This is a genomic window from Bacteroidales bacterium (genome assembly GCA_014860585.1).
GTDB lineage: Bacteria > Bacteroidota > Bacteroidia > Bacteroidales > 4484-276 > RZYY01.
Genome location: JACZJL010000112.1, coordinates 1 through 23914, shown reverse-complemented (window position 1 = coordinate 23914; position 23914 = coordinate 1). Strand labels below are relative to the sequence as shown.

General features: G+C 41.7%; 21 protein-coding genes, 1 tRNA gene and 1 pseudogene. 9 read left to right on the top strand and 14 right to left on the bottom strand.

The window, feature by feature from the left end:
* Positions 1-71: 71 nt before the first annotated feature.
* Entirely contained in the window at positions 72-572 is a 501-nt protein-coding gene (locus IH598_12065; protein ID MBE0639246.1) for a PaaI family thioesterase, read from the top strand.
* On the opposite strand, the gene IH598_12060 is transcribed toward IH598_12065, so the two are convergent.
* Positions 557-1078 carry a hypothetical protein gene (locus IH598_12060; protein MBE0639245.1) on the bottom strand — a complete coding sequence of 174 codons (522 nt, stop codon included), beginning with the start codon at positions 1076-1078 and terminating at the stop codon, positions 557-559. The two genes, IH598_12065 and IH598_12060, sit on opposite strands and share 16 nt — an antisense overlap.
* Before the next feature lie 317 nt (positions 1079-1395).
* Here IH598_12060 and IH598_12055 point away from each other — a divergent pair, with 317 nt between their 5' ends.
* The 4 genes from IH598_12055 (at position 1396) to IH598_12040 (ending at position 5259) form a co-directional block, all read left to right on the top strand.
* Positions 1396-2604, top strand: a complete 1209-nt coding sequence (locus IH598_12055) for a pyridoxal phosphate-dependent aminotransferase (protein ID MBE0639244.1) — start codon at positions 1396-1398, stop codon at positions 2602-2604.
* A gap of 13 nt (positions 2605-2617) precedes the next feature.
* On the top strand, positions 2618-3637 hold the full coding sequence (locus IH598_12050; protein MBE0639243.1) for a D-glycero-beta-D-manno-heptose-7-phosphate kinase: 1020 nt from the start codon (positions 2618-2620) through the stop codon (positions 3635-3637).
* A gap of 64 nt (positions 3638-3701) precedes the next feature.
* Positions 3702-4499: a PorT family protein gene (locus tag IH598_12045; protein MBE0639242.1), complete on the top strand. Its 798-nt coding sequence runs from the start codon at positions 3702-3704 to the stop codon at positions 4497-4499.
* Positions 4500-4533: 34 nt separating this feature from the next.
* On the top strand, positions 4534-5259 hold the full coding sequence (locus tag IH598_12040) for a hypothetical protein (GenBank protein ID MBE0639241.1): 726 nt from the start codon (positions 4534-4536) through the stop codon (positions 5257-5259).
* 111 nt (positions 5260-5370) lie between these two features.
* On the opposite strand, the gene IH598_12035 is transcribed toward IH598_12040, so the two are convergent.
* The 4 genes from IH598_12035 to IH598_12020 all read right to left on the bottom strand — a co-directional run bounded on the left by IH598_12035 (position 5371) and on the right by IH598_12020 (position 8951).
* A complete protein-coding gene (locus tag IH598_12035) occupies positions 5371-6201 on the bottom strand; it encodes a hypothetical protein (protein ID MBE0639240.1) in 831 nt (276 codons plus the stop codon).
* Positions 6201-6980 (bottom strand): L,D-transpeptidase, encoded by a 780-nt coding sequence (locus IH598_12030; GenBank protein MBE0639239.1) that lies wholly within the window; start codon positions 6978-6980, stop codon positions 6201-6203. Before IH598_12030 ends, IH598_12035 begins: the two co-directional genes overlap by 1 nt.
* A 5-nt stretch (positions 6981-6985) precedes the next feature.
* Positions 6986-8104: a L,D-transpeptidase family protein gene (locus tag IH598_12025; GenBank protein ID MBE0639238.1), complete on the bottom strand. Its 1119-nt coding sequence runs from the start codon at positions 8102-8104 to the stop codon at positions 6986-6988.
* A gap of 202 nt (positions 8105-8306) precedes the next feature.
* Positions 8307-8951: a hypothetical protein gene (locus tag IH598_12020; GenBank protein MBE0639237.1), complete on the bottom strand. Its 645-nt coding sequence runs from the start codon at positions 8949-8951 to the stop codon at positions 8307-8309.
* A 136-nt stretch (positions 8952-9087) separates the two neighbouring features.
* Here IH598_12020 and IH598_12015 point away from each other — a divergent pair, with 136 nt between their 5' ends.
* Together IH598_12015 and IH598_12010 are read left to right on the top strand one after the other, a co-directional pair.
* On the top strand, positions 9088-9660 hold the full coding sequence (locus tag IH598_12015; protein ID MBE0639236.1) for a sigma-70 family RNA polymerase sigma factor: 573 nt from the start codon (positions 9088-9090) through the stop codon (positions 9658-9660).
* Between the two features lie 55 nt (positions 9661-9715).
* Positions 9716-10111, top strand: a complete 396-nt coding sequence (locus tag IH598_12010; protein ID MBE0639235.1) for a hypothetical protein — start codon at positions 9716-9718, stop codon at positions 10109-10111.
* A gap of 108 nt (positions 10112-10219) precedes the next feature.
* On the opposite strand, the gene IH598_12005 is transcribed toward IH598_12010, so the two are convergent.
* A complete protein-coding gene (locus tag IH598_12005) occupies positions 10220-10675 on the bottom strand; it encodes a ferritin family protein (GenBank protein MBE0639234.1) in 456 nt (151 codons plus the stop codon).
* A gap of 156 nt (positions 10676-10831) precedes the next feature.
* A complete protein-coding gene (locus tag IH598_12000; GenBank protein MBE0639233.1) occupies positions 10832-12799 on the bottom strand; it encodes a tetratricopeptide repeat protein in 1968 nt (655 codons plus the stop codon).
* A gap of 115 nt (positions 12800-12914) precedes the next feature.
* On the opposite strand from IH598_12000, the gene IH598_11995 reads away from it, so the two are divergent.
* Complete coding sequence (locus IH598_11995) at positions 12915-13481, top strand: DUF1684 domain-containing protein (protein MBE0639232.1); 567 nt, start codon at positions 12915-12917, stop codon at positions 13479-13481.
* Between the two features lie 342 nt (positions 13482-13823).
* Here the strand turns inward: IH598_11995 and IH598_11990 are convergent, their stop codons facing one another.
* From IH598_11990 to IH598_11960, 7 genes and pseudogenes are all read right to left on the bottom strand, one after another.
* Complete coding sequence (locus IH598_11990; GenBank protein MBE0639231.1) at positions 13824-14303, bottom strand: hypothetical protein; 480 nt, start codon at positions 14301-14303, stop codon at positions 13824-13826.
* Between the two features lie 22 nt (positions 14304-14325).
* Entirely contained in the window at positions 14326-15141 is an 816-nt protein-coding gene (locus tag IH598_11985) for an SDR family oxidoreductase (GenBank protein MBE0639230.1), read from the bottom strand.
* Between the two features lie 148 nt (positions 15142-15289).
* Positions 15290-18181, bottom strand: a complete 2892-nt coding sequence (locus IH598_11980) for a hypothetical protein (GenBank protein ID MBE0639229.1) — start codon at positions 18179-18181, stop codon at positions 15290-15292.
* Between the two features lie 29 nt (positions 18182-18210).
* Entirely contained in the window at positions 18211-18603 is a 393-nt protein-coding gene (locus tag IH598_11975; GenBank protein MBE0639228.1) for a hypothetical protein, read from the bottom strand.
* 40 nt (positions 18604-18643) lie between these two features.
* On the bottom strand, positions 18644-21016 hold the full coding sequence (locus IH598_11970; GenBank protein MBE0639227.1) for a DUF349 domain-containing protein: 2373 nt from the start codon (positions 21014-21016) through the stop codon (positions 18644-18646).
* A gap of 360 nt (positions 21017-21376) precedes the next feature.
* Positions 21377-22390: pseudogene (locus IH598_11965) on the bottom strand (DUF1016 family protein).
* A 176-nt stretch (positions 22391-22566) separates the two neighbouring features.
* Positions 22567-22651 (bottom strand) — tRNA-Ser (locus IH598_11960).
* A 196-nt stretch (positions 22652-22847) separates the two neighbouring features.
* Between IH598_11960 and IH598_11955 the strand changes: the two genes are divergently transcribed.
* Positions 22848-23914: MiaB/RimO family radical SAM methylthiotransferase (locus IH598_11955; protein ID MBE0639226.1), on the top strand; the 1067-nt coding region annotated here is incomplete at its 3' end.

Here is a 23914-nt window from a genome sequence, read left to right as displayed (position 1 = left end):
TGCTGTAGAGACAAGGCATGCCTTGTCTCTACAGCTACAAAATTTTCCATATTCATTTAATCCAACTCAACATGGCAAATTCAATTCTTGAATTTTTGAAAACACTCGTCGGAAAGCACCTCAACAACTCCCCATCTCCTATCGGAAGGTGGCTTAATGGAAAACTCATCACTATTGAATTGGGAAAAGCTACCATTGAATATATTGTAAGGGAAGAAATGACCAATCCGCTTGGCACTATGCAGGGAGGAGTGTTTGCCACCATGATGGACGATACGCTCGGAGTAGCGGTTTACAGCCTGGGAAAAGACAAACTTTATGTCGCGGTAAACTTTTACCTTGACTATCTTGAAGGAGTGAATGCGGGTGAAACCGTTGCAGTCACGGCACATATCCTGAGAGAAGGTAACACGATGATTAATGTCGGTTTAAAACTAGAAAACAAAGAAGGAAAACTTATTGCAACAGGGAAATGCAACCTCGTGTCAAAAACCATTGAAGGATTGCGCCTGCCTCGTTATGAAGGAATGGAAAAAAAATACCCAGGATTGGAGTTTCAGAATAAATCCTGAACTTCAACCTTAATCTGTCGGATAGCCATTTCGATATTTTTTGATGCAACCGAATTCTCCTGTTGAAGAATATGCATAGCCATATCTCCGGCAGTGGCATTTTCTTTTAAATCAGCAAACGACTTATTGATCAGGTGAATGGCGGACTCCTTAGCCAGTTTCACCGCTTCCCAGGCATTTTCCGAAATATATAACTGCTGGGTAAAGTTATGTTCAAATTCCTGACGGATGGATAAAATACCTTCATGTTGCAACTCCCTGGCTGTTATATGATGAGGCAGGAGTCGCGATATAACCTGCGATGGTTCCGTCCGTTCCAGAAAGAGGATAATCCGTTCATACGCCTGAAGCCGCAGTGGCAGGATGGTTTTTAGAGCTTCAGCTTTTTGTAAGCTGACCGACCGATCCTTTTCCTGCTTGAAAAACAAGCGAATAACAATCAGGACAGTACCGGAAACAATTAAAAGCGGAAGTGTGTATGGTAGGATTTCGATGAAAACATCCATAGGATTAGCTTTAAAAAATATGTGATGCAAAAGTATCAAATTCAATTAAAACAGCAAATTAGTGTAACCCACTGGCATACACCTGGAATCAAAGGTTAACCACAGTCAGAGTTGTCTAAATCTGGCAGGTTTGAAAACGATGAACCATTTCACCAATAACGATAAATTTCATTGGGTGGCAACCACGGCAAATTTCAACAAAGACGAATAAAATTAACATCCGGACTCCTTTTACATTTTCTTTTCCCCATCGCTGATTGCTGTGGGTTTTTTAATACTTTTGCGCCTTCATTAATTTTTTGTCAAAACATATTGAAATGATTCACAAACATCTCTCTGACCGTGTAAACAGTTTGTCAGAATCAGCCACGCTGCTGATGACCCGAAGAAGCAGGGAATTGAAAGAAGCCGGTTATGACATCATTAACCTGAGCATTGGTGAACCGGATTTCGACACACCACATTGTGTTAAAGAAGCAGCTATTGAGGCAATCCATAATAACATTACACACTACTCACCCGTTGCAGGTTTCAATGAGTTGCGAAAGGCTGTAGCTGCCAAACTGAAGCGGGAAAACGATCTCGATTACTCATTTGGCCAGATCGTGGTCTCGGGAGGCGCCAAGCAATCCATAGCCAACTCATTGATTTGCCTTGTAAATCCAGGTGACGAGGTCATGATACCGGCGCCCTTCTGGGTCTCTTATCCAGAAATGGTCAAACTGGCCGATGGAAAATCAGTGATCATCCCTTCCACCATCGAACAGGATTTCAAAGTGACGGCCGACCAAGTTGAAAAGCACATGACGGACAAATCAAAAGTATTCATATTCAGTTCTCCTTCCAATCCTTCCGGCTCTGTATTTACGAAAGGAGAACTCGAGGCCATAGCAAAGGTTTTAGCTAAGAAAGAAGACCTTTATATCATCTCGGATGAGATTTATGAACAGATCAATTTCAATGGGAAACATGAAAGTATCGCTCAGTTTGATTTTATCAAAGATCGCGTGATCACTATCAACGGCGTTTCCAAAGGTTTTGCCATGACCGGCTGGCGGATTGGTTATTCTGCCTCCAATAAAGCCATAGCCGAAGCATGTAACACGCTGCAAGGCCAATATACCAGCGGAGCCTCCTCTATTTCACAGATGGCTGCGCTCAAAGCATTGCAGGCAAATCCTTCAGAACTAAAGGAAATGCAGGTGATGAAACAACAGTTTCGGGAAAGAAGAGACCTGTTGTTGCAACTCCTTGGTAATGTGCGTGGAATGAAAACAAACGTTCCAGATGGCGCTTTTTATGTTTTTCCTGAAATCTCATGGTATTTCGGAAAATCTGACGGCAAAACACAAATAGCAAACGACACCGATCTTTGCCTTTACCTTCTGGACAAAGCCCATGTGGCGCTTGTACCCGGTTCGGCGTTCGGATGCGAAAACCATATCCGTTTCTCCTATGCCTGTTCCACCGGCGAAATTCATGAGTCTGTCAGGAGAATAAAAGAAGCACTGGAAGCATTGTGCTAAAAAATATTAAGCCATGATCACTTATACTCCAGAACAAGTCAACGACATTTTCGAACGGTTCGGCCTTTTATCGGTAATGGTAATTGGCGATGTGATGGTTGACTCCTATCTTTGGGGCAAAGTCAACAGAATTTCCCCTGAGGCCCCGGTTCCTGTAGTTGAAGTGACAAGACGAACCAACCGGCTTGGAGGTGCGGCCAACGTAGCGCTGAATCTTAGAGCTATTGGCGCAAGACCTTATCTTTGCTCGGTTATTGGAAAAGACGATAAAGCTGTTGTTTTTAACCGTCTTTTGAAAGATAACAACCTTTTTACCGAGGGTATCCTTCAGAGTTCGCAAAGGATCACAACAACCAAATTCAGGGTGATCGGGAATAATACCCAAATGTTGCGGGTGGATGAAGAGGTGAATACACCACTCGAGTCTGATGATCATGAAAAGTTTTTAGCGCTGATCCAACAAATCATCAACTCCGTAAGAATTGACGCCATCGTATTCCAGGATTATGACAAAGGAGTAATTACGCCGGGATTGATTTGTAAAATTGTTGAACTGGCCGGGGAAATGAAGATTCCCATCGTAGTAGACCCGAAGAAGAGAAACTTCTCCAACTACCGCAATGTAACCCTATTCAAACCCAATATCAAGGAGCTTTCGGAAGGATTGGGTGTTTCTCTGGATGGGTTCACTATTGACAAATTGCGTCAAGCGGTTCGTTTGCTGCACAAAAAACTTCACACAGCCTTAATCCTTGCAACACTCTCGGATGATGGTATCTTCATCAGTCGACAGCACTCCGACGGTACCTACTCCGACCAGCATATCCCGGCACATTTACGCTCGATAGCTGATGTTTCGGGTGCAGGCGATACAGTGGTGAGTCTTGCCTGTCTGGCATTGGCAGCCGGGATGACTGACTATGAAATAGCAGCAATAAGCAATCTTGCCGGCGGTCAGGTTTGCGAAATGGTAGGTGTTGTTCCTGTTGACCGCACAAAACTAATGTCAGAGCTTCTCAACCGAAAGCTCTGATTGATAAAGAAAAATAAAACCTTTTAATAGTCGTTATCACAGGGAATTTTTAAAACTTCTTCATTTGAGCCATAAAAGGATTTCGCAGGTTGCAACCACAATCACACTTTTACTAATAAGCATATCGCTTTTTCCGCAGGCAAACAAAGTTCCCAACCTTAAACTGTACGATTATGACCCGTTGCATTTTGGTTTCATTCTGGCTGCCAACCAAATGGGATTTGTATTAAAGACAAATGAAGATATCCACCAAATGTATTTCAAAGGATCCCAATTACCGCAATTCGACCTTGGTGTAGCAGATGTTGACTCAGCTTCAGTTTATGGAATTCAGGCCGTTCCACACCTTGGCTTTACCGTTGGAATAGTCGGCGATAAGAACATTGGTGAATATTTCAACCTTCGCTTTATCCCCAGTCTGTCATTTGGAAGCAGAGACCTGCAATACGACACAAGGCTTTACAAGAAAGATTTTGATGGTAGCGACACTACGATTTCACGCGTGATCAACCAAAAGATCAACTCAACTTTCGTTGATTTCCCCTTATACCTGAAGTACAAATCCAAGCGGGCATACAACATGAGAGCCTATATCTTTACCGGCATCAAATTTAGTTTCGACCTTGCCTCACAAGCCAATAAAACAGAAGAAAACAATTATGAACCAAAACTCTACCGAACGGACAGCAATTTTGTTCTGGGTACGGGGCTCGATTTTTACATGAACTGGTTTAAATTTGGCGTCGAACTTTCGATGTCTTATGGAATGAAAGATATGTTGCTGAGAGAGAATAATTTATATACAGAAGGGATAGAAAGCCTGCGCTCAAAGATTTTTATGCTTACTTTTACCTTCGAATAATTTCTAGTTATCTGCCTGTTTTAAATGTAAAACTATGGAGCAAAAAGACGAATCGATGCAACTTTTTGAAGCGATCATCAAAAAATCATCGCTCAAACAATATGTCTATTACAACACGTACGAAACTTTTAATAAGTTTAAAAAGATCATTAAAAAGCTGGTTAAGGAATACCAGGAACTCGATGTGCAGGGTGAGAGGTATATTCCTTTTGAGTATAAAAACCGGGGAGAATTTGAAGTCGAACTGAAATTTGGCGGAGACATCCTCATTTTTATGATGCACACGAATGTATTTGAGTTCCCTCGTTCACACCAACTGATGAACATGCCATATATCACCGATGACAAAGACAGATCCTATTGCGGTATCATTAACATTTATAATTTCCTGGGTGATTCATTCAAGTACAAGCGCATCAACGACATCGGCTACCTGATCGGGAGGGTTTTTATCAATAAGGACAATCACTACTTCATCGAAGGGAAGCGTGAAATAGGTTTGTTATACCGTAGTTTTGACGTTGCACAAATGAATGATGAAGCAGCCAAAACTATTATCCAGTCCGCAATCACTTACACATTGAATTTTGACCTGCTTACCCCGCCCTATGAACAGGTTAAAGTCCTAAGCGTCTATGAAATTCAGACGACGCTGGACAATATGAAAATCAGAACCGGCAAAAGGCTTGGCTTCCGCTTTCAGGCCGATTCAGATGACGAAGAGCAACCAATCCCACCAATGGACGGTGATACTCCATAAGATAAGCTATGACAGCCGGATACTGGTTTTTCAGTATCGAACTTTTGGAGGGATGAAAACTCAAGAAAAATCTGAAGCTGGTTAAATCCCCTGATGTCTAAAGATCTTTGGCTATCGCAAACGCAGGGACACTAATCCCTCTTCAGGAATTGCCCTGTAAATGGTGCGTGCTTCCGGGCCGGTAACAGTTAGCCTTATTTCAGGGGAGTAGTCGGGGGTTTTAAATTTTAACATATTCTTCAGGTTACTCCGAAATCGCTGGAAAGCAGGTAAAGCAAGAAACTTTAAACGTTCCCTGTCATATTTATTAATTTCAGATTTCTCCTGCAGCACAACCATTCGGAAGCCATTGTTAAAAGTTAGTTCGAAGAATACTGGAATATTTGTTGCCGTATCAGGAACCGTGGCCAGGTTTGCAGCTTCAAGGGTGTCTTTGGGCGCAGTTTTCACGATAATGGGTTCTTTGGCAATAGTGGCGCGTGAACTTACAATCTGAAGCGGTTTAGATAGCTCTGTTGCAAGCCATAATGGATCAATGGCATCAAGGCTCCGGCTAATATTGAAATCCAAAATATCGGTTGAATGCACAGTAACTCCATTAACTTCAAGGGTTGCAATATTGTCAGTCAAATTTATGCTCAATCCAATGGGATCAGCCTTGGTGAGAGCAAGACGTGACTTGGTAAAAGCAATTTGTCTTTGCAATGAGAGATACGTAGAATCACCTGAATACGCTTGCCTGGGCAAATTCTTTTCTATCAACTCTGCTTCATACCTTGCATTGAAATCGTTAACCCAGCGATTAGCAGACTGTACATTAATGAAAAGATAATACACCATAAAAACAATAATCAGAAATATAGGTGAAGCTATAAACCAAAAAAACCGCCTTCGGCTTTTTACTCTTTCAGAATGATTGGATTGCATTTGCGGGTTTTCCATTAATATATATAAACTTTTGAACCAATGCTGAGGGTTTTGTAAACCTGCTCCAGATCGTCATCACTTAGCCTGACACAGCCATGTGTAACAGGCATTCCAAGAAATCGCTTGTAAATGGTTCCATGTATCAGGTAACCGTCGCCAAGACTCAGCGCATAATCACCCAATACACCTCTTTCATATCTCGAAGGGTGATCACCAGAGGGTACAGGGAGCCCATCTTCGATGAATGCCCAGTCGGGCTTCCTCCAAACAGGCGATGTCGTTTTACCTTTTACCGTGCGCATTCCTTTGGGTGTCTTGAATATCCACTCACGGTCATCATTTGATTTGAGTTGTATATAACTTCCCGAACTGCAAAATCCTTCTCTGATTACCTCTTTTTTATTGTATAAAAAGAAATGATTTTTGGTTGTGTTAATCACCAAAAATGGTTGACTTGGTGTTAGCGAAGTATAGGTTGTGTTTAGCTTTTGGAGTTCTTTCCTTGCTGAAGCAATGTCCTGATCATATTGTTTATCAACTTGGGAAATGGAATCAGAGATGACCGGTATAGCACTTTGTTTTACAAAGAACTCCTGTGTAACAGGTGTGCCAAATAGGATAAACCAGATTGAAAACAGAGCAAATATCATGGTTCCCAATACAGTAAATAAAATCGTCAATGTGATTTTTACAGCCCTGTTTTGCAAAAACATTCCCTTAAAAGAAATTTCCTCTCCATGTACCGTATTTGACCTATCACTTCGCGAAATTGATGGTGAGTTGACAGTTGTCATTTTCATTACTGCTTTTTGTCGTTGAGAATTACATCCAAACTTACTGCTGATCCAATAATTGTAACAGGAGTTCCATTTTGCACCAACTTGTAAATTTTGTCCATATCACTGTTTGTCAGTGCAACACAACCATCTGTCCAGTCAGTCCCTTTGCCTCCGTCTCCGTGAATTTCGATCAATCCACCGATCTTTGATTTTTTTGACAGCGTTCCATTGGCGATTTCAGCATTAAACTGCTTTTTATCTTCATCATTAGGGTAGTTAATGAGCAAGGCTTTATAGTACTTGGTTCTGTGTCCCTCCTTCTTATCAACGACTTTGTAAAGCCCCTCCGGAGTGGCACGATCACCTTTTTGACGTTTATCACCGATCCAGTTTTTACCCAACTCAGCATCAAACTCATTGGTTAATTGGCCATTTTTATAGACATAGCATTTTCCGGCAAATTTATCAACCAGAATACTGGTGATTTTCTTCTGCTTCGACTCCCTTATTGTCTGCTCCTTCCAGGATTTCCATGTATTATAATGGCCAAAATAGTTATTAATTACTTTGTAGGCTTCTTTGTGTGCAACTTCCAGGTGAGTCTCTGCTTCGGTAACTTTTAGGTTCGATTGTACCAGCATATCCTGTGCAAAAGCAGCTTGTCCTTCACTGAGTGCCAGTTTCCCTTTAGCCAACCGATCCATTATCCTTGGTGACAATGGAAAGCGAGATAAAACATTTACCTCATCAACTAATTTTGATAGGTACTTTAATTTTGTTTTCACGGTTGCTTCAATGGTGCTGGATGATTTTAAGGACAACTCAGCTGCCAAAGCAGAAGTCTGTTCTGACAATTTTGCCATCTGAATTACTCCTGAAAAATCTCTGTTAAGGAAAAATTTCGAATTCTCCCTGTTCCAGCAAGCCATTGCTGAGTCATAAAGTAGTCGCGCCTGCTCAAATGTTTCGCGTGCATAAGTTTCAGCCTTAATATTTCGCGCAGCTGCTAAAGCCAGTCTGGCCTGATCCATCTCAACCACCGGAGGGTCAGGTTTCATATTAATAGCAATGATTGAGGTTACACCTCCTACTACTACTATAATACCTGCTATTAATATACCTTTTAAAAGCTTCCTCATTAAATCCGATCAAGTTATTTATGAATAAATCCACCTATTAAACCAAAACAAAACGGCAATAGAGTGCTAAAATTTTATATTGCCACGTTTCGCAAAAGCATTAAAGCTAAGTTCCTCTTTTAAAGTGGTAACTATAATCTAAAAAAAACCCCAACATACGTCGGGGATTTTCTTTAACTATCTGATGTCAGTCGTCTAACACCTACCTTTTAACCTTGGCAATGGCTTCGGTTAGCTCGGTATTGATGGACATTGCGCTTTCTTTGGCAGCTTTTGCTTTAACCTGAGCACCAAGGAAATCACCGTTTGCCAGCATTTGGTTAACTTCAGCAACTGCAGTTTCAATCAGTGTCATCTCATTTTTAATCTCTTCCAATACAGCAGCGCCTTCTTTGCCCTTTGGAGCTTTAGTAATCAGAACTCTGTTTTCTTCAAGAATAGTGTTGATGGCCACAACTTCTCCCTCAGTTGCAATCCTAACCTGCTCTTTTGCAGCGGCAGCGTTTGCGGTAACCTGTGGAACAGTCGCCATAATGCCTTCAAGTTGTAACTTAACTGCATCAAAATTCTTGAATGTTTTGGATTTTTGGATTTCAACTGCAGCCAATACTGCCTGAAGTGAATCCTGAAGTGCTGCATACTCAGCCGGTACATAAAGATCGGCTTGTACTGCTTTTACTGATTCTACTGCTGCCTTTGCAGCATCAATTTGTTCCTGTGGAACTTTTTGACAACTTGTTGTCAACACAACCATTGCTAAGACTGCAACTACCAATAAAACTTGCTTTTTCATGTTTTGATAAAAATTAAATAAATGTAAAAAGTGTATTAAAATGTTTATTTTCAATGCTATAGCGATTATTATTCACATGATAGCGCTAAAAGCACTTTTTTGAACTATTATTTAGACGGTACTTGAAAGAAAAGTAACCAAATTAAACACCTGTCATTATTTTTTTTATTTTCGCACTTGAAAATCGGGTATGAAAACAAAAGACTATGATAAACTGACGGATGAGGAACTGGTGCAAAAAATCACCTGGGATGGGGCGACTGAACTTTTCAGCATCTTATACAAAAGGTACTATCACAAAGTACTTGAAAAGAGCTATGGCCTCTTAAAAAACAGGGAATTATCAAAAATTTTTGCCCAGGATATTCTTTCAAGGGTTTTCGAGAAGTTATCAGGCTTCAGGGGAAATTCCTCCTTCAGTTCATGGGTCTATTCGATCACTTACAATTATTGCATCGATTATCTCAGGACGAATAAAAAATTACACTATCCTGAATGGAATCAGGAGCACGAACTACCTGAAATTGTTGATGTAACAGAAGAAGACCTGACCGATCTTCATTATACAAGGTTACTCGAGTTACTTGACCGGTTACATACGGAAGAAAAAGCCCTTTTAATGATGAAATACCAGGATGACCTGTCGCTAAAAGACATCGCTTCATCTATGAGGCTTACCGAGAGTGCGGTGAAAATGCGGCTTATGCGCGCCAGAGCAAGGCTGATCTTTCTTTACAAAACTTTATACGGTCATTATTCCTGATCATTGTGTTACTTTTCCCTCCTTTGACGTCAAAAGATAAAACCAAAATTTAAGAATGGATTTTTTAGCCAAAATATTTAAGCGAGGTGGCCCCCGTATTCCAAAGGCTGTAAAACAGAGCCTTTCTAAACATTTTTCAAAAGCCAAAAGTATTGAATGGGGCAACCATGGCGAACTTTACGAAGCCCTTTTTTTTGATCAGGATATTGAAAAGATTGCAAGATTCGATCAAAACGGAAAATTGGTCGAATGCCGGATTAATACGCCTGTTCCTGAAATACCCTATTTTGTAAAAACCAACCTTGAAGAGGATTTCGAGATCATGAACTGTATCGCTGTTTATGCCTCTGAAACCATGAATTACGAACTTATTGTTCGCAATCATGAACTTACACGTTATCATTTGCTTATTGACTCTTTGGGCCACAAAATAAAAATGGAACGTTTGTAAAGTGTTCGACATCCCTGGATGGTATAGAAGAGCTTAAACTTACCCTAAAAAAAATCCGATGAACGTAACCATCGGATTTTTTTTGCTGAAAAGCATGCAAGGTGTTGATTACCAAACTTCTTTATAAGCGGTATCCACATAAATATCTTCGAGTTTCACCTTGTGACCTAACTCCATCGTTGCCAGTTCAAGGAAAATTTTCTGTTGCTCCACATCCGAACTTGCATCAGCAAATTTCTGATACATCTCCATAGCTTCCTGTTCTTTCTTAATCGCTAAAGCGACGCCGTCGGCAAATGACATTTCGGTTGTAAGTTTAGGCAGCTCGATGGTTTCAGCAATTTTGTAATCGGGTGCAGTGACATGAAAATTCAACTTCAGCGACTGATTGTTTAGAAAACCTTCGAGGGTTCTCTTGTGCTTTTCTTCTTCTTCAGCAAGTTCGGTGAAGATTGATTTCAGTAATTCATTTTTGGATCTGGAAGCTGCATGCATGTAAAAATCATGGGCTTCAATCTCATTACCAATGGCCATCTCAAGGATTTTTTTGTAATCTGTACTCATAATATGTGTTCAAAATTTAACGGTGAGAATTAATTCTTTTAAAATAACAGCCTCAAAAATACAAAAAAACGATACGATTGAATTCTTCATTCATTTTATTCTTCATTTCTGATCAGATTAAAATAAAGGTCATAGATTATAACACATCTTAAATATCTACATTTCAACATAATACATATCAATTGAGCCTTTATTTTTTGCTTCAATCTTACCCCGGTAAACGCAAGTAAACTTGTCCTTAATATACTCCCAGGTTGATTGTGAGATATTGACCTTTCCGGGTTGCCCGCTAGACTCCATTCGGGAGGCAAGGTTGACGGTATCTCCCCAGATGTCGTACTGATATTTTTTGATGCCGACTACACCAGCTACCAACGGACCAGTATGAATCCCGATTCGTATCTCAAAATATGGCTTGTTTAATGCTATACGTTCAGTTTTCAGGTTAAGCATAAATCGCTGTATACCAATAGCGGCGTTCACCACATCTATTGCATGGGTAGTATTTACAACCGGTAATCCACCTGCACACATGTATGAATCGCCGATGGTTTTAATCTTTTCGATGGTGTACTTGGAAATGATGAGGTCAAAATTTTTAAAACAATAGTCGATTTCACTGACAAGGTCTTGTGCAGATAGTGTTTCAGCCAATTTCGTAAATCCCACAAAATCGGTAAACATGACAGTTACCTGTTCAAAATGTTTAGCTTCTGCATAGCCTTTCAATTTGAGTTCTTCAGCAGTTTCAGCAGGTAAAATGTTGAGCAACAATTTATCAGAGCGATCTTTTTCCTTGTTGATAATAAGATTTTTCTCCTCCAATTGGCTGTTTGTCTTCCGCACATAACGGTAGCGATGGAAGAGTAAAATTGCCATGACCAACAATAATAATCCAACAATTCCAATTGAGTTTCTTAAAATCTTCTGCCTTCTGATGCTTAACTGCTGGATTTCCGAATCTTTGGTTAAGAGTTGGATTTCACGTTGTTTGTTCTCTTTTTCGAATTGTGTTATTAACTCAACCGCCTTGTTCTTTTCCAACGACATGAGCGAATCTTTGAGATCAGTGTAAAGTTTGCTGTACCTGAAAGCCTCCCTGAATTGATTTTTATCGGCATAGGTTTCGGACAGATCCTGATAAATATTAATCAGGTAAGCCCTGGCGCCAATTTTCTGAGCAATGGCCAATGCCTGGTGAAGATATGCAAGTGAGGTCTGTCTATCACCCTGGCTTCTTTTTATCGAGGCTTTACCCTGGAGGATAGGAATCATACCCAGTTCATCATTCAGTTCAGCAGCAATTCTGAAAGCCTGCTGCTCAAGTTCAAACGCATCATTATGCCTTCCTATCCGTTGATAAACCAATGCCAGATAGTGCAATGAAATGGAATACTCCAGCCTGTTTTTCACCGTATCCTGCAAGTTGAGCGATTTACTGAGGTATTCGAGTGCAGGGTCAAAATCGTTCAGGTCGTAATATAACAGGCCTATGTTTCCATAATTGTAAACAAGTCTTGCGGTATCGCCCCAGCGTTCGTTGATGGCAGTTGCCTTTAAATAATAATCCAGTGCACTCTCCTTGAAACCCATCTCGCTGTAACGCAGCCCAAGATTGTTGTAAATTTTTGCCAGACGTGTACTGTCGGCTGACTTTTCGAATATCGAAAGTGCTTTGAGTGCACAATCCACTGATGCCCCCATCTCACCAACAATGGCAAGGGTAATGCTGTAGTTGTTCAACAAATCCCCCCTGATCTCATCGAGGTTATTCACTTCGGCTACATTAAGTCCCTGATCGTATTTTTTAAATGAAGAGTCGTACATACCTTTGAAGTCATAGGCAATTCCAATGTACATCAGCATTTTTGCCGTTGTTTTGTGATTCAGGTTCTTTTCGGAAATTTTTTGGACCTTTTCTGCAAGAAGTATAGCCTGGTTGGGATCATCGTAAATGGTCCTGAAAACTTCTTCAGAAAGGGTATCAGAAAGCGATACATCGTATGGGTGGGCGCCATATAAAATCAAGAGACTATCAGGAGTTGAGGCGTAACTCCGGATTTGGGTACACAACCCAAATGCAGTAATTAAAAGCACTGAAAGCCACTTTTTGTATGATTTCATTTATTTGTTACGAACTAAATCCTAATGAACATCAACTTTCCAACATGCAAAAATATAAATTTGAACAACTTAACCAGCTTTATGTTTCTTCAATATAATATAAAACCCACAATTTATGAGTAAAAACACATTATCCTATGCTGACCAGATCAACCAGCAAAGACTTGAAAAAGACAATCTTTTCAAAAACTCAGCCACATCACCGCTGACCTCCTTATCGCTTTCTACTTTTACCGGACTATCGTATTTTCCGGTTGATGAAAGGTACCGGATATCAGGTATTCTCGTGAAGGATAGTACACCGGCAGTTGTTCAACTCAACACTTCAACCGGCCGGAATGTTGGTGTAGAAAGATTTGGAATTGCGAGGTTTGGTTTTGATGGTAAAAGTTTTGAACTGGTCGTTTACAAGACAGGAAATCTCAATGACTTCGCCGATGCACCCGGTCAGTTATTTATTCCTTTTAAAGACCTGACTTCCGGAATACAAAGTCATCCGGCAGGACGCTACCTTTTGATTTCTGTCAACGAAGGCTCAAACCAGGTGGAGTTGGACTTTAACAAGGCTTTCAATCCTCTAAATTCCTACAACCCTGCACTGGAAAGTATAATTGCACCCGAAGAAAACATGGCTGGCCTCTCCTTTACAGTAGGTCAGCGGAAATTTGAAGACCGGAAGTAATTAAATTGAAGTTTTGGCGCCAATTGCACTTTTAACACAGTCCAGTTTCAATTTTATCTCGTTGGACTATTTTCAGGTAGCATTTGTATTTACAGTAGTATAAAGTTATTAAATGGTTTTGTACCATTTTATAATTACTATTTTTTTGGCGGTAACATCTACGTCCAGGCTCTTTACTCAACCGTTTGTGTGTCCTCTTTTATCAAAAACTTTCTAAAAAAGGAAATAAAAAAGGGAGGATAGACGCACATAATTGGTTAAACAGCCGGGGTTTCCCCCGGACAAAATGCGTATCCTCCCTGTCTCGTAAATGATCAGGAGCTAATGCCTTGAAAATGATTGCTAATCCTCGTCTTCCAGATCTTCTTCGTCGAAGTAGGCTCCCCAGTTTACATTCACAACTTTTCCGTCCTGAAAAAGGAAGTCGATGAGTGCGTCTTCGAACGAAACCCATTTATCTACCTCATCCTCGTCATCGTCAGATTCTACTTCATCAATATCATATTCTTCGTAACCATTATCTTTCATGAGCGCTATGATTTCTTCCTCGGTCATCTCAAAAACTTTTGACCCAAATAGCGTTACATCAGGATTATCGGTTTCGAAGTTCGACAGGACGGGGTCTTCCAGGTCGTCATAATAGATGGTGATTCCGCTTTCGTCGAAATGATGGATCAGTGTATCCATCAGGTCTTCGTCGTCTTCCAGAACTTCTTCCTCGGTGGGTTCACCAAGAAATTTTACTACCTCTTCGGGTTTTGATCCGAACTCAAGCTCACCAAATCCTTCCAGTGGCCTGATCTCAAGTGTTAAACCTTTCATAAACTTGTTAATTAATAGATATTTATTTGAACGGTGAATTAATCTCTTTTGCCATGTGGTTGTATACCATTTTGTCGAGCATTGCAGGGAAAAATTTATTGAGAAGAACGGTGATCTTTCCCTGAGAAGTTAGTATTAACGAACGTTTTCGCTTCCCGATAGCCTCAGCAATGTGACGAGCCACCTCTTCGGCGCTCATCATTTTACCTTCGTCGCGGGGCGATTCGCCTTGTTGCGTTCCATCTGCAGCTAAGGCAGTTTTCCTGATATTCGAAGCAGTAAATCCTGGACATGCAATCAGCACGTGAAGGTCTTTTTTCAGATTTTCGATACGGATAACTTCGAGTAATCCCTGCATGGCAAATTTTGAGGCGCTGTAACCTGTCCTTCCGGGAAGTCCTTTATATCCTGCAATGGATGAAACGCCTACCAGCGAACCCTTTGATTTTTGCAGGTGCGGTAGTGCAAATTTACTGCAATACACCGTTCCCCAAAAATTGACCTCCATCAATTTCCTGATTACTGTTGTGTCCAGTTCATTAAAAAGCGCACGCATGGAGATGCCGGCGTTGTTGATCAGCACGTCAATTTTTTCAAATTTTTCAATCGTCTTTTCAATGAGTTGCCTGCATTCATTTTCTATGGTCACATCGGTTTGCACGATAAGAATCTCCTTTCCGGCTGAAAAAAGGTCCGTTTTAAGGATGGTCAGGTTATCGAGCGAACGTGCCGCTGCCACTACCTTTGCACCACGTACGGCAAATTCATAAACCAACGCTTTACCGATCCCTGAGGATGCTCCCGTAATTACCACCACCTTATCGTCGAATCGCTTCATTAGCTGGGATTATTGAAAAGTTGCAATAATGTTGTCATACTTAAATTGCGACATTCAAACAGTTCATCCATGATATTGTGGGCAAATTTATCATTTAAGTTGAAACTGATACTTTTGCCGGTGTTGTTTTTTAGTTAATTATTCAAAACTATATACCATCAATCAGTTTATCGGCCTGATTACGGGCATCAGCTTTGATTTTGTCAGCCTGGTTTTGCGCCTCCCTGATCAGGTTATCCGATTGCTTTTGGGCTTCAGTAACGATTTGACCGGCTTGTTTATCAGCTTCCTTGCGCAATTGCTCGGCAGCTTTTTTTCCCGCTATCTCCGCAACCATGCCTTTGCTCTTTGAATCCTGGATTAACTTATCAGCCTGCTTATTGGCTTCCTCTTTCACTTTTTCGGCTGTTTCACGTGCTGTTTTGTTGATAGCATCTGCCTGTTTCTGCGCTTCTTCGATGATTTTTGCTGCCTGCTTATTGGCATCGGCAATCAACTGATCAGCCTTCGCTTTTGCATCACTCTTTTGCTTTTCAAGTTCTTTACGGGCTTCTTCTTCAAGGCGCTGCTTTTGTCGGTCAAGTTCTTCCTGGGCACGTTTTTTCAGGTCATCCATCATCGATTGTCCTGATCCTTCACCAGGAAAAAGTTTTACGTTGGGGTCGCTGGTTGTTCCTGATATTTTTGCCCTTACGTCAATCTTATCTCCGACTGAAAAGTTGGTACCCAGTTTATTGGCTTCGCTTAGAAGGTTGTCGAGCACTGCATTGGCGGCGCCTCCAAATTTTGCCCTTGGTATGGCGAGTACCATGTCGAAATCGATCGACTGGTCAAATGAAACCCAACCAAGTACGTTGGCATTGATGTCCTGGTATTTTATGTCGAATGGTTTGACGTGTGCCTTACCATCAATAAACTCGAACGACAGACGTACGGGATTTAGACTCAGTCGCTTTAGATCAGGCATTTTAAGCAAGTCGGCAATCTTGTTAACCGAATTTACATTCTCGATAATAATATCGGAAGTACTCAGATTTCCACCACCGTTCATCGAGCTGTAAATCGGCATCAATTGATTATCGAGCAATGTCTTAACACTCAGAGCGGCTGAGAATTTTCCACTGGTTTTAGCAGCGATAGGGGCAAATTTCTCTATTGTGCCAAAAGTTGAGTACGATTTCTGAATGTCGATACCGTTAAGGTTCATATCGAATTCGGCACGGGGTTTCTCCGGGTCTTTGGTGTCGTACTTTCCTGACATTCCAATGGTACCATCCAATACTTCCATATTCAGTTTATCGAGCAAAAGTGCCTGATTTTTTACAAGCAAATTCCCTTCAACATTCTTCAAATCGATCTGGTTATAAATCACTGTTTTGAAGGTTGATTGCAAGGTAAAATCAATGTTGCCGGGGATTTCTATCACACTCAGCGCTGCTGTGTCGGTTACGGTTGTTTCGGGTTCTTCAGATTCAACAAGAATGTCCGTCACATTAAGATAATTACTGCTGAGTTGAAGATTTCCCGTCAGGATACCATCAGCAAAAGCATATGGAAGAAAATTTTCCACTTTTCCGCTGGCTGAAAGATCATTTTTCCCAATTTTGATATCGAAATTTACCAGGTCAATATACTCCGGAGAGAAGTTCATTTGTGCGTTGGCAATTTCAACCTCTTCTTTGACCATTCCTGTTTTGTAAGCAAATGATTCCAAAAGCATCGAGCCAAGAAGTTTAAAATCCTGATAACGTTCGTTCTCAATTGCCGACATCCTTCCATCAAAGAGCAATTTCGCGGTCATTTTTCCTTTCAGTTCATCCCCCTCTTCGAGTGGATAAAAATCTTTTACTTCAGACAAATTGATCACGCCATCCACTTCACCTTTCATATACATATCGCTCACTGGGTTACTCAGGAACATCGACAATGCGAATTTATTTCCACCCATAAAAAGGCTCAAATTGGAAACATCAACCGTTAAGGCATCGAAATCGGCGCCACCGGGAAAGTTGATTTTTGTATCCAAATTGATCTCATCCACCGATTTTGGCAGGTCGGGATATTGGAATCTCCCATTATTTACTAAGATATTCAATTCAAAACCCGGGTAGGAAACATCGCTGTAAACCCCTTTTACATTGCCGTTCAACACAGCGGTACCTGCTGTTTTGATGTTCTTAAAATCGGTCATATACATGGCCGGAACCAGTGAGAGGAAGTTTTTAAAATCGGTTTTCCTGGTTGAGTAGGTAAAAACGATGCCATAATCGCCATTGTCGTACATGGTAAATGTTCCTTCAAAGAGCAAAAAGAACTGGTTCAACCTTAAATCGCCGTCTTTAAAGGTAAAGATGTAGTTCTTCAGATCGGCTTCCACCGGTGCGGTCAGTTCAGCATCGATCCGGTGTAAATATTTCACATGATCATAATACACGGTGATTTCGTCAATCAGTGTGTGGGTTTGCAAAGTGGTAAAATCCATCGTAAAATCACCGGAAAGGGTATGGTCAAGACCATCAATCTGAACAAGGGTGACCAAGCTCTTGTCATCATACACCAGCCGGGCATCCCTGATAGTAACCTGACGGAGTTGTATTACTAACCCCGGGGATTCCTCAGTTGCCGGAACCTCAGCTTCTTCTGACGGAATCGTAATATCCCAGTTTGCGATTCCCTCACCGGTGACCAGAAAGTTGAATACCGGCTGATCCAGATCAACCTTTTTGATGACGTATTCCTCACCTTTGAAAACACTCATCAGGTCGATCGTAAGACTGAGTTTCGGAATGAAGGCCAGTGTGTCGCCGGCAAAGGGCTCATTGTTGATCACTGACAATCCCGAAAGCCGAAAGTTAAAATCGGGGAAATTACGGAACAGCGACAGGCTGAAACCTGAAAAGTCCACCTGCGCATTGACATTTTTATTGATTTCTTCCTTCACTTTTGCAACAATCTGGTCGCGGAAAAAATAGGGTACAACAACCATCAGCGCCAGGATGAGGACAATGACAATTCCAAGAATTTTGAAAAGTTTTTTCATAACAATTGATTTTTTGGTTTTAAGGTATTTTATATTAACGGATTAAACGGTGGAAAAGTTTTTAACAGGGAATCCTTCAGCAGTATCGTTGTCAATTCGTTAACCCCTCTGCAAAGCCGATCACAATATATCCGGTTGCAAGGATAACTATGCCTTAAAAAATTGGGAGCGGATGGGCCGGAGTCAATCCTGCTGTGCTGACTACTGTTGGTATCAGACAGTGGATTTATTTCTATGGGATAGTTAAATGACCGGAAGGCTGAAGGCTTTACTGAAAATGAAATGATGGATTTGTGATTAAATGAGGCGTGACCGATGGCAATTTCAGTAAGAAAACCATCGATCACACCACAAAGGGTCTCTGCTTGAGAAGGACCTGTGCCGGTAAATCTCAACAATCGCCCAAAAGTATTACCCGACATGGGTTACAGATTTGTTTTCAAATAAATGAACTTCCGTCCGTTATTTGGATAAAATTTTCAGTTTTGACTCGAGCACTCCCAGTTCGCTTTTTGCTTTTTCGATCTTTTTTTCAAACTCGATCTTAAACAGGTTGGCGTTTTTGGTATCGGCCAGGAAACCGATGTTGTTTTCCCACAGCATAATATCTTCCCGAAGTTCAGCAATCTTGTTCTGAACAAAATTCTGCTCGCGTTGCAATTGCCTTCCTCCGTCAGCGGTATGCTTCATCGAATCTGCCTTAGATATGTAATTCGAAAGGGACATTTCGGAATTGCTGATATTAAGCTGATCCAGGCGTTTGTTAATGGCATTGCGGAAAGCATTCTGCAGCCGGTCTTTATCCCTGAAAGGAACAAAACCGATCTCCGTCCATTGTCTCTGGTAATCTTTGAGCAATTCCAGGTTCTTTGACTTATCCGTACCAAACTCATGATTCTCAACAGCAGCGATAAGTTCCTCTTTTTTCCTGAGGTTTTCTGATTCTTCGTTTCTAACTCCTGAAAAATGAGCTGATTTTTTATTAAAGAACTCATCACAGGCATCCCTGAAACGCTGCCAGATTTTGTCAGCATACTTGCGGGGCACAGGGCCAATTTCCTTCCAGCGTTTCTGCAAATCGATCAGTTCACGGGTGGTATTTCGCCAGTCGTCGGTATCTTTCAGCGCTTCGGCCTGCAGGCAGAGTTCAACTTTCAAATTATAATTGTTGACCTGTTGCTCTTTTATTTTCCCGAAATAATCCTTTTTCTCAGCAAAAAATCCATCGAGTGAGGTCTTGAAACGTTCCCAAATTTCGTCGTTCTGTTTTTTCGGCGCCTGTCCGATAGACTTCCAAACCCTGAAAAGATCGTTGAAATGGCGGGTGCGTTCCTGCCATCCTTTGATTGAGTTAACCTCCTCGGCAAGGAGGCTTTCAGCTTTTTCGCAGAGAGCAACCTTTGCAGCAAGGTTGTTTTCCTGATCTTCCTGTAAAAGTTTATAGTGATCGCGGCGGCGCTGATTTATTTTGTCAGTTGTTGATTTAAAGCGATCCCAGATTTCATCTTTCTTATCATCCGGAACCGGTCCTATATCCTTCCACTGCTCATGAAGACGCTGCAATTGCTTGAAAGATTTGATGATTGATGTTTCGAGCAGCAACTCTTCCACTTTCTCGCACAACTCAATTTTCTGTTCGAGATTTTTCCTCAGGTCCAGGTCTTTCAGTTCCTTGTTAATTTTTACTTTATCAAAGAATTTCTCCACCAGAAAATGATAATTCTGCCATAGGTTGTTTACTTCTGCCTTTGGAACCATCCCTATCTGACGCCAGTTTTCCTGTAAATCCCTGAAATCGTCGTAGGTCTTTTTGAGTGTCTCCTCGGAATTAATCAGCTCCTTTAATGCGTCAAGAATTTCCTGTTTCTTCTTCAGGTTGGTAATTTTTTCGGTTTCAAGATTATCCAGGTAAACAGCCCTTTTCTGCCTGTAAATATCAAACAAGCTATTAAATTTGGTTTCGAGGTCGTCACTTTCGGGGGCATAAGCTTCTTTTTCGCCACCTTCATCTAAAAATTTCTGATACCCGGTTTCCTTTATTTCCTTGGATTTACGAAGGAAAGCCACCTTGATCAGGGCAATCCTCGATTTCATTTTTGTCACGTCGTCCTCATGAACGAGCGCTTCAAGGTTTTCGATCAACTCTTCACGTGTCATCTCGTCGTAATTGAGCAATGTCAGGTCAGCATGCTCATCATGCTCAATCTCTTCATCCTCTTCATCATGCTCTTCCTCATGCTGAACTTCTTCAGCTTCTGCAGTAACGCTTTCCTTGGTTTTTGGTACCTCCTCTTCTTTAACACCTTCAACCACCTGCTCTTCCGGCAATTCTTCCTTAACAGCTTCTGCAACAATAACTTCTTCAGCAACCGGAGAATCATCCACCCCGGCAACTTTTTCCGTGTCTGTTTGTGTTTCAACGTCAGAAATTTCTTCTGCCGTTTCAGTTACAACCTGCATTTCAGCTTCAGGATTTTCTTCAACAGTAACAGGCTCAACTTCGGATACTACCAACTCCTCATTTGCGGGTTCGTCCGGTTGAACTTTGGTTTCGGTTTCCTGCAACTGAACTGGTTGCTCAATTGCCGGTTCAACGACTTCCTGGGCTTCATCAGCCATGGTAGTCATTTCGGGAAGGTCGGTCACTTCGGATGTCCCGGCCTCAGTAGCATCAACATCTGCTACTTCAATGGCCTGTGTGTTAGCGTTTTCCTGACCAGAGTCAGCTACGGGAGATGCTTCAACATTGATTTCCAGTGTTTGTGAAGTCTTCTCATCCTGTGTTACCATCTCAGGGTCAACAGGAATTTGATTCAGTTGATCTTTATTTTCCATAACAAAAAGTAAATTTGAATTTTTGTGGTACGAATTCGGGTTTTTTTTGTCTAAAAACCTGATAATTAGAATTAATCAATTAAAAAATGAGGTGCAAAAATAGCAATTATTCATTTCGGGGAGGTTTTTTGGTAATAAAAGGGAGAATTTTAATGAAAGTTAACCTGGGATGTCGGTAAATGACTGCTGATATTTAAACCACTGAGTTTTGAAATCAAATCAGTGCCAGCAATCTTCAAATTACTCACAGGATAGTCCTTTGTTGTTTCTGAGTATTTCTGGCATAAAGTATTATGTTGGGTTTTGGATTATTCAGTGTCTGTTCCCCTCACCTTCCCGTTCATCAGCAGTTGTGGTTGCTCAAATGTTTTTCTCGCCAAATTCCTTTCTTATTTCGGCTAAAAGCTGCTTTTCGGTGGGCAGGATGAGCTTGTATTGGCTGGCTAAGATGCTTTTGTTGTCCTCGGGTAAAGCCATTTTTACCATTTCGTTGTTTTTGCTGGCGCAAAGGAGAATACCCACGGTGGGGTTTTCATCTGGCAGCTTTTCTTAGCGGTCGTAGTAATTCACGTACATCTGCAATTGCCCAAGGTCCTGGTGTGTAATTTTCCGCGTTTTAATTTCGATGATCACAAAGCATCGCAGCAGCCGGTTGTAAAATACCAGGTCGGCAAAAAATTCATCATCTTCGAGCAGCAGGCGTTTCTGCCGGGCAACAAACGAAAAGCCGTTTCCCAGTTCCAGCAAGAACTGCTGAAGGTGGCCGATCAGCGCCGTTTCGAATTCATCTTCGTAATAATGGGGTTTTCGCTCCAATCCCAGGAACTCAAGTATCATCGGGTCTTTGATAATTTCCCGTGGCAGCTCAGGGGTTCTCTGGTTTCGGGCAATAGCCATAACGACATTCTTATCATTGCTCAGTAACAATCGCTCAAATAATCCTGAGTTGATCTGCCGTTCCATTTCACGGCCTGTCCATCCGTTTTTAACAGCTTCAAGTTCGTAATACTCTCGTTTGCTCTCATCTTCAATACTTAAGAGCATCTTGTATTGTGACCAGTTCAATTGTGTCCGCAGTGCGGACACAATTGGGAAAGTGCGGTAAAACTGCCTGCACCAGTTAAGTTGCCGGTAAGAAAATCCGCTTCCAAACTCAGGCTCAATCTCCATTGCTAGGTTCCGGATTAAAAAAGAGCCGTAATCGGCACGATCTTTCCCTTCCTGTTCTTCATTGAAAATCCGTTCGCCCAGGCTCCAGTACATTTGCACGCGATGAAATTCAAAACTTCGGACGGCCTGCACCCGCGCCTGCCCGATGATATTTTTGATGTCCTGAACAAATGAAGTGGATAGTTTTTGATTGTCGTTGCTCATGATTCAATTGAGTGTTGTGACAATTTAAATCATTAAGAATCAATTCGTACGTGATGTATTGAATTGTGAACGCAGTGCGGACACAATTGGGAAAATCTGTGCGGCTGTTCCGGTATGATGAAACCACCTCAAAATACGATATAAAAAAAGCAGCCAAATAGACTGCTTGTTAGTTGCGGAGAGTGAGGGATTCGAACCCCCGGACCCTTGCAGGTCAACGGTTTTCAAGACCGCCGCGATCGACCGCTCTGCCAACTCTCCGCGGCAAAAGTACACTTTTTTCGAATTTTCAAAAGTTTTTGTTTCTTTTTACCTAAACAAACTGCAGACAGCCGATGTTTGGCTATTGCTATCTTTGCGGCATCATCGCAGTTAACAATTTGTAGGTAAGGTAAATTGTATGATTTTAAGCCTTTGAAGGAAGCGATTTATTAAATTCTGAACAGAAAGATTTTTTATGAAGTATCATTTGATCACGCTGGGTTGCCAGATGAATATGTCGGACAGTGAGCGGGTGCGTTCGGTCATCGAAACGCAAACCGGCTACCAGTGGACCGACAATGAGGAAGAAGCAAATCTGCTGGGCATCCTGGCCTGTTCGGTCAGGCAAAAGGCGATTGACAAGGTGTATTCCCGCATCCAGAATTGGAACAAATGGAAAAACCGTAAGAGCCTTGTCACTTTCATTTCGGGTTGCATCCTGCCCGATGATATGGACAAATTCCTTAAACTTTTCGATATCATTTTCAGGATGAGCGAGCTGGAAATCCTGCCGGAAATTATTCGTCAGTATGGCGTTGTAACGCCGGCCTCGCTGGTAAACAACCTCGATAGAATGCCAAAAAACGAGCACATTGAAGACTTCTGGAAGGTGAAGCCCTACTACAGTTCCGATTTTGAAGCGTTTATACCGATTCAGAATGGGTGCGATAAATTCTGTACCTTCTGCGCTGTGCCCTATACCCGCGGACGTGAGGTTTCGAGGCCATCCGGTGAAATCATCAGCGAGGTGGAACGGCTGGTGAACGAAGGGTTTAAATCCATCACACTGCTTGGCCAAAATGTGAACTCCTACGGCCTGGATAAAAAAGGGGAAGAGATTACCTTTCCGGATTTGTTGAGAAAAATTGGTGAACTGGGCAACGCGTCAGAAAAAGATTTCTGGGTCTATTTCACTTCACCGCACCCGCGCGACATGACAGACGAGGTGATCGAAGTGATTTCACAATACAACTGCCTGGCCAAACAAATCCACCTTCCGATACAATCGGGTGACGACAAGGTACTGATCAGTATGAACCGCAAACATTCTGTGGAAAAATACCGCGAAATTGTGGCCACGATCCGCCGGCTGATCCCACAGGCCACGCTTTTCACCGATATCATTGTCGGCTTCACGGGTGAAACTGACGAGCAATTTGAGAATACCCGGAAGATCATGGATGAGTTCAGCTATAACATGGCCTACATCGCGCAATATTCACAACGGCCGGGTGCAGCCAGTTCCAGATGGATTGACGATGT